Annotated in this window: 12 protein-coding genes; 9 read left to right on the top strand and 3 right to left on the bottom strand. The window is 54.0% G+C overall.

Going from position 1 to position 12,173, the window contains the following annotated elements:
- Nucleotides 1-65 precede the first annotated feature (65 nt).
- A complete protein-coding gene (locus H3L93_RS04980; protein ID WP_040558622.1) occupies nucleotides 66-356 on the top strand; it encodes a hypothetical protein in 291 nt (96 codons plus the stop codon).
- Between the two features lie 69 nt (nucleotides 357-425).
- Here the strand turns inward: H3L93_RS04980 and H3L93_RS04975 are convergent, their stop codons facing one another.
- The 3 genes from H3L93_RS04975 to H3L93_RS04965 all read right to left on the bottom strand — a co-directional run bounded on the left by H3L93_RS04975 (nucleotide 426) and on the right by H3L93_RS04965 (nucleotide 3,432).
- Nucleotides 426-1,628 carry an LD-carboxypeptidase gene (locus H3L93_RS04975; protein ID WP_040558624.1) on the bottom strand — a complete coding sequence of 401 codons (1,203 nt, stop codon included), beginning with the start codon at nucleotides 1,626-1,628 and terminating at the stop codon, nucleotides 426-428.
- A 106-nt stretch (nucleotides 1,629-1,734) separates the two neighbouring features.
- A complete protein-coding gene (locus H3L93_RS04970; protein ID WP_040558835.1) occupies nucleotides 1,735-2,139 on the bottom strand; it encodes an HIT family protein in 405 nt (134 codons plus the stop codon).
- A gap of 72 nt (nucleotides 2,140-2,211) precedes the next feature.
- Complete coding sequence (locus H3L93_RS04965) at nucleotides 2,212-3,432, bottom strand: LysM peptidoglycan-binding domain-containing protein (protein ID WP_003796142.1); 1,221 nt, start codon at nucleotides 3,430-3,432, stop codon at nucleotides 2,212-2,214.
- Nucleotides 3,433-3,603: 171 nt separating this feature from the next.
- Between H3L93_RS04965 and def the strand changes: the two genes are divergently transcribed.
- The 8 genes from def (at nucleotide 3,604) to H3L93_RS04925 (ending at nucleotide 12,151) form a co-directional block, all read left to right on the top strand.
- A complete protein-coding gene (gene def, locus H3L93_RS04960; RefSeq protein ID WP_003796144.1) occupies nucleotides 3,604-4,107 on the top strand; it encodes a peptide deformylase in 504 nt (167 codons plus the stop codon).
- Between the two features lie 61 nt (nucleotides 4,108-4,168).
- Complete coding sequence (locus tag H3L93_RS04955; protein WP_003796145.1) at nucleotides 4,169-4,798, top strand: hypothetical protein; 630 nt, start codon at nucleotides 4,169-4,171, stop codon at nucleotides 4,796-4,798.
- A 211-nt stretch (nucleotides 4,799-5,009) separates the two neighbouring features.
- Nucleotides 5,010-5,429, top strand: a complete 420-nt coding sequence (locus tag H3L93_RS04950; RefSeq protein WP_155803136.1) for a hypothetical protein — start codon at nucleotides 5,010-5,012, stop codon at nucleotides 5,427-5,429.
- Between the two features lie 140 nt (nucleotides 5,430-5,569).
- The gene (fmt, locus tag H3L93_RS04945) at nucleotides 5,570-6,499 is read left to right on the top strand and encodes a methionyl-tRNA formyltransferase (protein ID WP_003796149.1); all 930 of its coding nucleotides are present in this window, start codon (nucleotides 5,570-5,572) and stop codon (nucleotides 6,497-6,499) included.
- A gap of 96 nt (nucleotides 6,500-6,595) precedes the next feature.
- On the top strand, nucleotides 6,596-7,852 hold the full coding sequence (gene rsmB / locus H3L93_RS04940) for a 16S rRNA (cytosine(967)-C(5))-methyltransferase RsmB (protein WP_003796151.1): 1,257 nt from the start codon (nucleotides 6,596-6,598) through the stop codon (nucleotides 7,850-7,852).
- Nucleotides 7,853-8,024: 172 nt separating this feature from the next.
- The gene (locus H3L93_RS04935) at nucleotides 8,025-8,573 is read left to right on the top strand and encodes a DUF4390 domain-containing protein (protein WP_040558837.1); all 549 of its coding nucleotides are present in this window, start codon (nucleotides 8,025-8,027) and stop codon (nucleotides 8,571-8,573) included.
- Between the two features lie 165 nt (nucleotides 8,574-8,738).
- On the top strand, nucleotides 8,739-10,865 hold the full coding sequence (locus H3L93_RS04930) for a sensor histidine kinase (protein ID WP_003796156.1): 2,127 nt from the start codon (nucleotides 8,739-8,741) through the stop codon (nucleotides 10,863-10,865).
- Nucleotides 10,862-12,151 carry a sigma-54-dependent transcriptional regulator gene (locus H3L93_RS04925; RefSeq protein WP_003796158.1) on the top strand — a complete coding sequence of 430 codons (1,290 nt, stop codon included), beginning with the start codon at nucleotides 10,862-10,864 and terminating at the stop codon, nucleotides 12,149-12,151. Before H3L93_RS04930 ends, H3L93_RS04925 begins: the two co-directional genes overlap by 4 nt.
- Nucleotides 12,152-12,173 lie beyond the last annotated feature (22 nt).

Raw genomic sequence — 12,173 nt, 5'->3', positions numbered from 1 at the left:
AATTCCCTAAAATGCTCAATTTGCTGTACATTGTGCGAACAACTCCACCGAAAGGGACATACATCATGAAAAAACTTATCCTTACCAGCGCGATTGCGTTACTCGTTGCCAGCCCATTGGCAATGGCAAAAGACCCAACCATCGCATCCAACTCGTCCAGCGTAAAAGACGCAGGCTTTATCAACAGCATGGCTTCCGCCGCCAACGGCATGGGCGCAAAAGAGCCGCTCACAATTAGCGAAAGCAACGACGGCAGCAAACGCGTGTTGGTGGTGGCGGGTAGCAATGGCACAACCTGCCGCGTGCCCGTTTCCGACGGCAATCCGCCCAAAATGATGGGCATCAACTGCAAATAACGCCCGTGCAAAAAAGCCCCAGCCAAAACGGTTGGGGCTTTTGCTTGTTCTGATTAGGCAGCATGAAAATCAGAATTCCGCGTCTGCGGCGCTTTCGCCGTTGGATGAGGTCATGGCGGGCGCGCTGGCAATGATTTCAGGCTGCGGTAACAAGCCTGCTTTTAAGTTTAACGCTGCCGCGTTTAATGTCGGGTAATCGCTGAATGTGATTTGGTAGCCGCCTGCGCTGTTGCCGCGAAGCTGCGCGCGCGCGCCGAGCGGGAAGGTGGTTTTGTTGGCAACGTGCCCGAACGGGAAGCCGGTGTAAACGGGCACGCCTGTTGCGCGGGCAATCACTTGCGATACGTTGGTCAAATCGTAGCTGCTGTCGTAAACATCGCGGATGTTGCCCATGCGGAAATCGCCCAACACAATCGCTTGCTGGCTTTTCAAAATGCCCGCCAAATGCAGCGTTTGCAGCATCCGCTCAATGCGGTAGGGCTGCTCGGCAACGTCTTCAATAAACAAAATGCCGCCTTGAATCTTGGGCATATACGGCGACCCTGCCAGCGATGCCAACACGCTCAAATTGCCGCCCCACAAGATGCCGTCCGCATCTTTCACGCGCGAAGTTTGATACGCCGACACGGCAACGGTGGTGCTGGTGGAAGTGGTGGTGCGGATAAAGCTGTCCATGGTGTAAAAATTGGGCTGCGGTTTGGCAAATTCGCTGTACAGCATCGGTCCGGCAAAGCTGGGCATGCCGCTTTGCGCAAGCAGCGCCAGTTGAATGGCGGTTACATCGCTGAATCCGAACAACAAGGTTTGCTGCTCGCGCATTCTCGCGCCCAAGTTGCCCCAATCGATATACGGCAATAACCGCGCTGCGCCGTAGCCGCCCCGCGTGCCCATGAATACTTTGGGCGTGGCTGCACGCCCTATCGCCACGTCTTGGAAATCGGCAATGCGCTCAAAATCGCTGCCCGCAAAACGTTGGAAACGGCGGTAAGCGGCGGCGTGGTTGGTGATGGAGAAGCCTGCTTGGGCAAGGCGGTCTAAGCCTGTTTGGATGCGGGCGGGGTCTTCACAAAAGCCTGATGAGGCAAAAATTCGCATGGTGTTGTCACCTTGGGTGCGTGGTGCGGGGGTGGGCGTATTTTGGGGTTGGACGGTAGGCACGGGTGTTTGGATGTTGGGCTGCGGCTTGGTGCTGCCGCATGCCGCCAACACGCCGCTGCCTGCGGCGATTAACGAGTTTTGCAAAAGATGTCGGCGCGATAATGTGAAACGCATGGGATTTCCTTATGGGTGAACAAACCCGCGCATTATAGTGGATGAACAAAAATACGCCCAAATCGGCAGCCGTGCTCATTGCAAGCTAATCCGCCATGGCGCGTTTTCAGGCTGCATTTAGCATGCGTTTTACTTGGCTTGACCAGTTTTCAGGCAGTCTGAAAGTGGCTTCGCGCATTGCCGCAGCCCAAATCGGCGCGGGGAAACACGCATCGTCTTGAAAGCGCGCAATCACATGCCAATGCAAATGCGGCACCACATTGCCCAAACTCGCCAAATTGATTTTTTCAGGCTGCAATACTTGGCGCATCGCCTCTTCCACCTTGTAAACCGTTTCCATCAATTCGGCGCGCTCGGCGGGTTGCAAATCGGTCATCTCGGCAACATGCCGTTGCCAAATCACGCGGCAAAAAGCGGGGGCATTGGCTTCGTTGTGCACGGCAATCACGCGCAGATTGGGCGTTTGCAGCAAAATTTCTTCGTTTTGCGCGGCGCAAATTGGGCAATCCATGTTCATCGTCTCCATCAAATGTTTTCAGGCTGCCTCAATGTTGAAAGGCAGCCTGAAAAGTTATCACGCTAATTATTTGGCAGCAGGGCGCGCAGCGGGCTTGCTGTCAAAAGTATCCAAGTCTTGACCTGGGGTGGACAGCAAATCGCCACGGTTCACGTTTTTAATGCTTTCCAAAATGATGGCGGAAGAAACGTGTGCGCCTGTGCGGTACACCATTGCCAAGCCGATTTCTTCATTTGGCGTGTTCACAAAGTGCGTCGCTTTTTCGTTCGGGCTTCTCCAATCGGATTTCACCACTTGACCGCGGCGATAAATGCTCAACACCGTGCCGTTATCCAAGCCGTCGGCTTCGCCTTTGTTCAGAATCAGCGTTTGCATGGTGCCGCTTTCTTCCACGCCTTCCATGATGGAAATGATGTCTGCATCAATGCGGGTTTCAGGCTCGTGTGGCACATAGTGGAACTCGGTCAACGCGGGCGATTTTTTAATCAGGTAGTCGCCTTGGTGGATTTCAGACAATGCACCGTCAATAATCATAGGCTGCGCGGTGCGCGTTGCGACTTTTTTGCCAACCAGCAAACCGTTTTTGGTGTTTGAATAGTATTCATCGCGGGCCAAATTCGCTTCTTCTTCCGCAGTGCGGTATGACAGGCGGCTGTTTGGCGTAACCAAAGTGGAGGCTTCACCTACATACTCAACCAAGATGCCCAAGTTCGCTTTGCTGCGCGGGTCAACGATGGGACCGTTCGGACGGAACACGAGATATGTGCCCAATTCTGCAATGCCGTCCGCATAGATGCGGTCGCCGCCGGAGTAATACATGCGGTTATCAGGGCCGGCAACGATGCGCGCGGCGTGCGACAATTGTTCTGAGGTCATGAATTGCGGCGTTTTCATGAACATGTGATAGAAATTCACGTTAATCGTTGGGATGGCATAGCCCGAACCCAAATCGCGCACTTGGGGATTCAGTTTATAAGTTGGGATGTTGCTTTGGCTGCCGCGCGCCACGCTTAAACGGGGTTTGCCGTTCACATAAGTGAGCACCAAAGTTTGACCCGGATAAATCAGATTGGGGTTTTTGATTTGCTTGCGGTTCATGCCCCATAATGTCGGCCATTTCCAAGGGCGGTACAGGTACTTGCCTGAAATGTCCCATAGTGTGTCGCCGTGTTTTACGGTGTAACGCGCGGGGGCGTTTTTTCTGATACGCAAGTTTTCAGCCGTTGCGGCGGTGGTTGAAATCATCATACCTGCTGCGCAAAGCAGCGTTATAATTGTTTTTTGCATTTGGGAATCCCCTATTAGCTTTGGATGAGTTGGATTACATTATTTAACGAACAATTGCAATGATAGTGCATTTTAAATTGTTTAGGCTAGCATTATACTAAAATGCGTTAAGCAAATTGGCATCTATGCCACAGTTTTTTAGAAATCACACAATTTGAGGATATTTGTTTTATGGCTTTGTTACCTATTTTAACGCATCCTAACGAACGATTACACATCGTCGCGCAGCCTGTGGCGCAGGTGGACGAGCGCATCCGCACGCTGGTGCAGGATATGGCGGAAACCATGTATGCGTCCAAAGGCATCGGCTTGGCGGCAACGCAGGTGGATGTGCACGAGCGGGTGGTGGTGATTGATTTATCGGAAGAGAAAAACCAATTGCTTGCGCTGATTAACCCTGTTATCACCAAAAAAGACGGCGAGACGACTTACGAAGAAGGTTGCTTGTCTGTGCCGGGGATTTATGAGGAAGTTACCCGCGCGGAAACGATTACGGTGGAATTTTTAGACATTCAGGGCAACAAGCAAACGCTGGATGCGGATGGTTTGCTGGCGATTTGCGTGCAGCACGAGCTTGACCACTTAAACGGCAAATTGTTTGTGGAATATTTGTCGCCGCTGAAACAAAACCGCATCAAAACCAAAATGAAAAAACGCCAGCGCGAGACGATGTGATTTTCAGGCTGCCTTATGATGGATAATGTGAGGCAGCCTGAAAACGTTTTAGGAGAACGGGATGACAATGGCGCGTTTGCAGCGGGTTTATTTGTATTACTCGTATGCGGTGTTTGTGGTTTTGCTGTTTACCGCGTGGCGGCAGTATCAATTTGCTTTGTTTTTGCTTTTAAGTTTTATTTTGCTGACCTGCAATGTGGTCATGAAACGCTTGGCGTGGCTTGCAAAAAACCGCTATGCTGATTACGCCAGCCCAATGGATGCCACCATGCCCGCTGGGCTATTGTATGGCTTGATTGTGTTGGCTTATCTGCTGTTTTCGGAATTGCTCACCAACCCCAACCGCTTTAACTGGCTGCTGTTTGCAATTTGGGCGGGGCTGATTCTGCTGCCCAGCCTTTATTTTGAGCTGCAAGTAAACCGCTTTATCGCGCATGAACTGCAAGTAAACCGCTTTATCGCGCAATCGCTCGCCGCGATAAGGCAGCCTGAAAAATGGTCTGCGGGCAAAAAGCTGCTTTGGCTGCTGCATGGGCTTGTGCCATTGGGTATGGCGGCGTTCTCTTTTTATAGCGCGTTTACTCTCCACGACCATTCGGTAATGTGGCTAAAAGTGGGCTTTTTTACCTTGCTGCTGGGGATTTTTATCTATCGCTATTTACTGCTGCACTTGGGTTTTGAGGCAGCCTGAAACGTTTAGGGAGAAATAGGATGACGGTAGCGCGTTTGCAACAGGTTTATTTGTGTACTATTCATATGCAGTATTGGCGGTTTTGCTGTTTACGCTGTTGAAGCAAGATGGCTTTGCTTTATATTGTTTGCTTCCTTTCCCCTTGCTTTGCAATCATGCCATTTTTGACTTGGCGGATTGTTTAAAAAACCAAAAGCCTTTTTACGACAAATTGCTACGCGCTAATGTGCCTGCCGCGCCGTTTTATCTGTTTGCGGCAATCAGCTGCCTGCTGTTTACAGAATCCAACGATAACGGCTTTAACTGGCTGCTGTTCACAAGTGGCGTTACGTTGATTACGCTGCCCAATCTTTACTTTGCGCGGCAATTTAACCGCCTTGTGGCACAGTTGCCCAAAGCAACAAGGCAGCCTGAAAAATGGTCAGTGGGCAGAAAATTGTTTTGGTTGATAACAGGTCTTGTGCCTTTGAGCATTTCTATCCTTGCTTTTTATACGGCGTTTACACGCGATAACCAAATGGCGCAGGGCATCAATATCGGCTTATTGACATTATTGACAAGCATTTTGATGTACCGCCATTTGTTGCTGCATTGGGGATTAAGGCAGCCTGAAAACACCCAAACCAACTGAAATGGTTATGCCCACCCATCACAACAGCCTTTTCAGGCTGCCTTATTCATTACACCATCCCAACCGTTTAACCCATTTTCAGGCTGCCTAATATTCAATACTCCAAAGGTAGCCTGAAAACCACACACAAAGGACACACCATGAAAATCATCTTCGCAGGCACACCCGATTTTGCCGCCGCCGCGCTTAACGCCATCGCCGCCGCAGGCTTTGACATCCCGCTCGTTTTAACTCAACCCGATCGCCCGAAAGGACGCGGTATGCAGTTGCAAGCGTCGCCCGTTAAACAAGCCGCGCAGGCACTCGGCTTGCGCGTTGAGCAGCCTGAAAAACTGCGCGGCAACGCCGAAGCTCTTGCCCTGCTGCGCGAAATGGATGCCGACATTATGGTGGTTGCCGCTTACGGCTTGATTTTGCCGCAGGAAGTGTTGGACGCGCCCAAACACGGCTGCCTGAACATCCACGCTTCACTGCTGCCCCGTTGGCGCGGCGCGGCTCCGATTCAACGCGCGATTGAAGCGGGCGACGCGGAAACAGGCGTATGCATCATGCAAATGGACGCAGGGCTGGACACAGGCGCGGTGGTCAGCGAACACCGTTGCCCGATTTTGCCCAGCGACACCGCCAACGAAGTGCACGACAAACTGATGCAGCTTGGCGCAGCAGCCATCGTGGCGGATTTGCAGCAATTGCAGCTTTCAGGCTGCCTAAACGCCACACCGCAGCCTGAAAACGGCATCACCTACGCGCAAAAATTGAGCAAAGACGAAGCGCAAATCAACTGGCAGGAAGACGCGGCAACCGTGTCGCGCAAAATCCGCGCGTTTAACCCCGTGCCCGCCGCGTGGACGCAATGGCAAGGCAAGCCGATGAAAATCTGGGTGGCGGAAGCGGTGGCAGGCAACGGCGCGGCGGGCACGGTGTTAAGCGCCGATGCTTCGGGCATCGTTATCGCTTGTGGCGCGGGCGCATTGCGGATTACCGAACTGCAACCCGCGGGCAGCAAACGCATGACGGCGGCGGCGTTTTTGGCGGGGCGCGAGTTGGCGGTGGGCAAGGTGTTTGAATAAGCATCGCCAATCAGCACAAAGCCTCACTTAACTCGCCCTGCTGCCGCTATATTCCCTTTTTAACGCAGCCTGAAACCCATCCCCCAAAGGAACCCCATGTCGCTCTCCCAAGTCCAAACCCTCGCCGCACAAACGCTCGCCGCCGTTGCCTCGGGCAAAAATCTATCCGACGAGCTGGCGCACATCATCGCGCAAAACCCCGAGCTCACCGCGCAAGACAAAGGCATGCTGCAAGACATCGCCTACGGCTGCCAACGCCATTTAGGCAGCCTGAAATTCATGCTCGGCAAAATGCTCAACAAACCCATCGACAACGAAGCGCTGCAAAGCTACCTGCTCGTCGCCCTTTATCAGCTCAACCACACGCAAAACGCGCCGCACGCCGTGGTCAACGAAGCCGTGAACCACATCGCGCAAATCGGGCATGGGCAATACCGCTCGTTTGCCAACGCCATCCTGCGCCGTTTTCTGCGCGAAAAAGATGGGCTTAACAAAGCCTGCCGCTATGACGATGTTGCTAAGCACAATCTGCCGATTTGGCTGCAAAAAACATTGCAAAATCAATACCCCAAACATTGGCACAACATCGCCACCGCCTTCCAAGCCCATCCGCCGCTCACCCTGCGCGTGAACCGCCGCCATGCCGATGCCGAGCAATACCTCGCCGCGCTGCACGACGCAGGGCTAAACGGCAAAATTTTGGATGATTACGCCATCCGCCTCGCCCAAGCCGTGCCCGTTGCCCAGCTGCCGCGTTTTGCCGAAGGCTGGGTGTCGGTGCAAGACTGGGGCGCGCAGCAAGCCGCCTATCTGCTCAACCCGCAACACGGCGAGCGCGTGTTGGACGCTTGCGCCGCACCGGGCGGCAAAACAGGGCATATTCTGGAGCTTGCCGATTGCGACTTAACCGCGCTGGACATCGCCCCGCAGCGGCTGCAACGCGTGCGCGACAATCTTGCCCGCTTGCATTTTCAGGCTGCCCTACATTGCGCCGATGCCCAAAATTTAAGCGATTGGTATAATGGCGAACCGTTTGACGCAATCTTGGCAGACATCCCCTGCACCGCATCGGGCACCATCAAGCGCAATCCCGACATCAAATGGCTGCGCCGCCCCGGCGATGCCTACAAAACCGCCCGCCAGCAAGAACCCCTGCTGGACGCGCTGTGGACCACCCTCAAATCAGGCGGGCGCATGCTCTTGGCAACCTGCTCCGTGTTTGAAGAAGAAAACCAACAACAATGCCACCGCTTCCTCAACCGCCACGCCGATGCCCGTTTGCACACTGAACAAACTCTCATCCCAAGCGAAAAACAAGATGGCTTTTATTACGCACTTATTGAAAAACATTAACCGCGTTTTCAGGCTGCCTCAACCTGCAAACAACGGCAGCCTGAAAGCTGCAAGCTTCAACGAAGTTAAAACGAACCTAGCAAGTTTCGGCGAAGCCCAAACCCCATCCGCACCCGCCCCAAGGCAGCCTGAAAACCGCGCCACCCCGTTTTCAGGCTGCCTTGGCGCGCTCATGCTTACCGCCGCCCTGCTCACCGCCCCCGCCGCCCGCGCCGAAACCGTCGCCCCCACCCGCCTTGAAGCCAAAATCCAAAGCAACGGACAGCTCGCCATCAGCACCCGCTTCAAAACCGAGCTGCCCGAGCAACTGCAAAACGCCCTGCAACAAGGCGTGCCGCTGGATTTCTCCCTGTCCTACCGCCTGGAACGCCCCACCCTCGCCTCCTACCGCTTCAAAATCAACCAGCTCATCAACACCGCCAACAGCGTAAACTACCGCCTCAGCTTCCACCCGCTCACCAACCGCTACCGCGTTGCTGTGGGCACATTCTCCACCGAATACAACAGCCTCACCACCGCGCTCAAAGCCATCGGCGCGATTGCCAACTGGCCGGTGCTCAACGAAGGCGCGCTGTCCGACACCCCCGTTAGCGAAGTCAAAGCCCAAATCCGGCTCAACCTTACCACCACCAAGCTGCCCAAACCCTTCCAAATCAACGCCATCAACTCGCGCGATTGGGATTTGGATTCAGGCTGGCACGATTTGACCATTAAGCAATAGGCAGCCTGAAAACCATAAACGGAGCGGCGACGGCTCGTTGCCCAATGCCCAATAATCCCCATTCACTATTTTCAGGCTGCCTCTACCCATCCCCCCGCCCCCAAAGGCAGCCTGAAAACAAGCAAAACGAATTTCAGCGAAGCTAACACCACTTCCATCCCCACCATGCAAAAATTCCTCATCCTCTGCGGCATCCTCTCCTTCATCGCCCTCTACGCCCTCACCCAATCCACCGACAGCAACAGCCCCTACGCCCCCTATTTCTGGACCATCGCCGGCTTCACCGGCGCGCTCGCCGTCGCCATGCTCCTCGTAACCCTGCGCTACATCTGGCACATCGTGCGCGACAAACGCAACCACGTTTTCGGCTCGCAAATCGCCCGCCGCCTATCGGGCATGTTTGCCATCGTCGCCGCCCTGCCCGCGCTGTTCCTGCTCGGCGTCGCCGCCCAATTCATCGCCCACAGCATCAACTCATGGTTTGGCAACGACACCAAAGAAGCACTGGAACGCAGCCTGAAACTCAGCCAAACCGCGTTAGACAACGCCGCCGGCAACAGCGTTCAAGCCGCCCAACGCATCCGCGCCAACCTCGCCACCGCGCTCGTTCAAAACAAAGCCCCCAACGAAGCCTTCCAAACCCAATTAGCCCGCGAGTTCAGCCACCTCGCCATCTGGCAGCTAAACGGCCACAAACTCATCGCCGAGCGTAATCCGCAAAAACTCCCCGCTCCCGATTTTGACCCCGCCATCCTCAAATCCCTGCAACAGCAGCAAATCATCCGCAGCATTGAAAACGTAAATGGCACGTTATATGCTAGCGGCTGGATAATGCTGCCAAAATACGTCAGTCAGCAATACATCTTCTTTTTCAGGCAGCCGATTCCCGAAAGCGTTGCCAAAGATGCCGAGCTCATCGAATCCGCCCGCGCCAAATACGCCGAACTCGTCTTCGCCCAAAAAGGCCTGCAAACCTTCTTTCTCGCCACCCTGCTCATCGCCGCCTTGCTCGCCATCCTCTTATCGCTTGCCGCCGCACTTTATTTCGCCCACCGCTTTGTAGAACCCATCCTCGCTCTGGCGGACGGCGCGCGCTCCGTTGCCCACAACGATTTCAGCCGCCGCATCCCCGTAAACAGCCAAGACGAGCTGGGCAAGCTCGCAGGCATGTTCAACTACATGACCCAACAGCTTGCCAACGCCCAATACGCCAACGAACGCCACCGCAAAGAACAAGAAGCCGCCCGCCACTATTTGGAACGCGTGTTAAGCAGCCTGAGCGCAGGCGTGATTACCCTCGGCTACTCCGGCAGCCTGAAAACCTACAACGCCAGCGCCGAAAACATGCTGGACATCAACCTCGCCCAACTCATCGGCGAACCAAGCAGCGCATGGCAAGATTTAAGCCCCCAGCACCACGCCGCCGCCAACCTAATCAACGCCCTGATTGCCAGCGAACATAGCCCCGACCCCGTTGAGCTTTCCTACACCGCCCAAGACAGCAGCCGCATCCTGCTGGGCAAAGCCATCCGCCTGCCCGCCGAAAACGGCAAAGGTCTCGTGCTCGTGTTCGACAACATCACCGAACTCGTCCGCGCCCAAAAAGAAGCCGCATGGGGCGAAGTCGCCAAACGCCTTGCCCACGAAATCCGCAACCCCCTCACCCCCATCCAGCTCTCCGCCGAACGGTTGGCATGGAAATTGCAAGACAAACTGGATACAAAAGACGCGCAGATTCTCACCAAATCCACCGACACCATCATCAAACAAGTCGCCGCGCTCAAAGAAATGGTAGAAGCCTTTCGCAACTACGCCCGCGCCCCAAGGCTAAAACTCACCGAAACCAATCTCAACGCCCTGGTTTCCGAAGTTTTAGTGCTCTACGAAAGCAGCCCCTGCCAATTCATCGCCGATTTCAGCCCCAAACCCGCGTGGATAAAAGCCGACACCACCGCCATGCGCCAAGTGTTGCACAACCTGTTCAAAAACGCCGCCGAAGCAGCCGAAAGCGATCCGCAGCCTGAAACGCACATACAAATACTGGTGCACGAGACCACCATCAGTCTCACCGTAACCAACAACGGCAAAAGTTTCACCCCGCAGATGCTGCAAAACGCCTTTGAACCCTATGTTACCGACAAACCCGCAGGCACGGGGCTGGGCTTGCCCGTAGTCAAGAAAATCATAGAAGAACACGGCGGGCACATCAGCATCGCCAACCAAATACCGTCGGGTGCCAACATCAGCATCACACTACCTAAGATAACAACAACAGAAGCAGAAAACTCATGAGAAGTACAGACATCTTGATCGTCGATGACGAAATTGGAATTCGCGAAGTATTGCAGGAAACTCTTGAAGATGAAGGCTACACCGTTTCGTTGGCTGCCAATGCCGGCGTAGCGCGTGCCATGCGAAACAAAAACCGCCCCTCCCTTGTGCTGCTGGATATTTGGATGCCCGATAGCGACGGCATTACCCTGCTCAAAGAATGGGCGAAAAACGGACAGCTCACCATGCCCGTGATTATGATGAGCGGACACGGCAGCATCGATACCGCCGTAGAAGCCACCAAAATCGGCGCGCTGGATTTCTTAGAAAAGCCCATCCCCTTGCAAAAACTTTTGCAAACCGTTGAACGCGCGCTCAAACAAAGCGAAACCGCAGATAACAAAAGCGCCGTTATCGAAGGCTTGGGTAACAGCGCCGTAATTCAAAACTTCAATCAGCAAATCAAACAAGCGCAAACGCATAACAACGCCGTGCTGCTCATTGGCGAAACAGGCTCGCCCTTTGAAATCATCGCCCGCTTTTTCCACAAAGAAAACACCCCATGGGTGCAACCCACACGCCCCGAGCAAATCATCGACATCCCCAGCGAATTGCTCAACAAAGCTACCAACGGCGTGCTTTATTTGGGCGATATTTCGCAATCCAGCAAAAACATCCGCCAAGGCATTGCCTTTCTCACCAGCAAAGCCGACAAACACAACACCCGCATCGTGTTTACCAGCTCGCGCCCGCTTAACGAACTTTTGGATAACTCCCAAAGCGACACCCGCCTGATGAGCGTTTTATCCAGCGCCATCATCAACATCCCTGCTTTACGGCAGCATTCTGAAGATATCCCTTTTATCGTCAACAAACTACTCAACGAAATTGCTCCCAACCGCCCCGTCAAATTTGCCGCAAGCGCGATGAACCGCCTGCGCCAATATGATTGGCCGGGTAATTTTGAACAATTGAAAAACGTGGTAAACAGCTTGGTGTTGAACTGCGAACAAAACGAAATCAGCGATGTTGCTGTTTCCCGCCTGCTCAATCAATTCAACACCGAAGAGATTTTTGCCGACATTCGCAGCGCATTCAATTTCAACCTTCCCCTGCGCGAACTGCGCGAAGAGTTGGAACGGCGCTATTTTGAATTTCACATCCGCCAAGAAAACCACAACATGAGCCGCGTCGCGCAAAAAGTGGGCTTAGAACGCACCCACTTATACCGCAAGCTCAAACAGCTTGGCATCACATTCTCGCGCCGCACGGCGAATAATGGCGAAAAAGAAAGCAGCAACGACTAAGCCGCATAACCACAAACCCGCA

Origin of the sequence: Kingella oralis (assembly GCF_014054985.1) — a bacterium.
In the GTDB taxonomy this organism is placed as follows: domain Bacteria; phylum Pseudomonadota; class Gammaproteobacteria; order Burkholderiales; family Neisseriaceae; genus Kingella_B; species Kingella_B oralis.
Note: the sequence above shows the minus strand (reverse complement) of the source record. Positions and strands in the feature narration are given on the sequence as shown.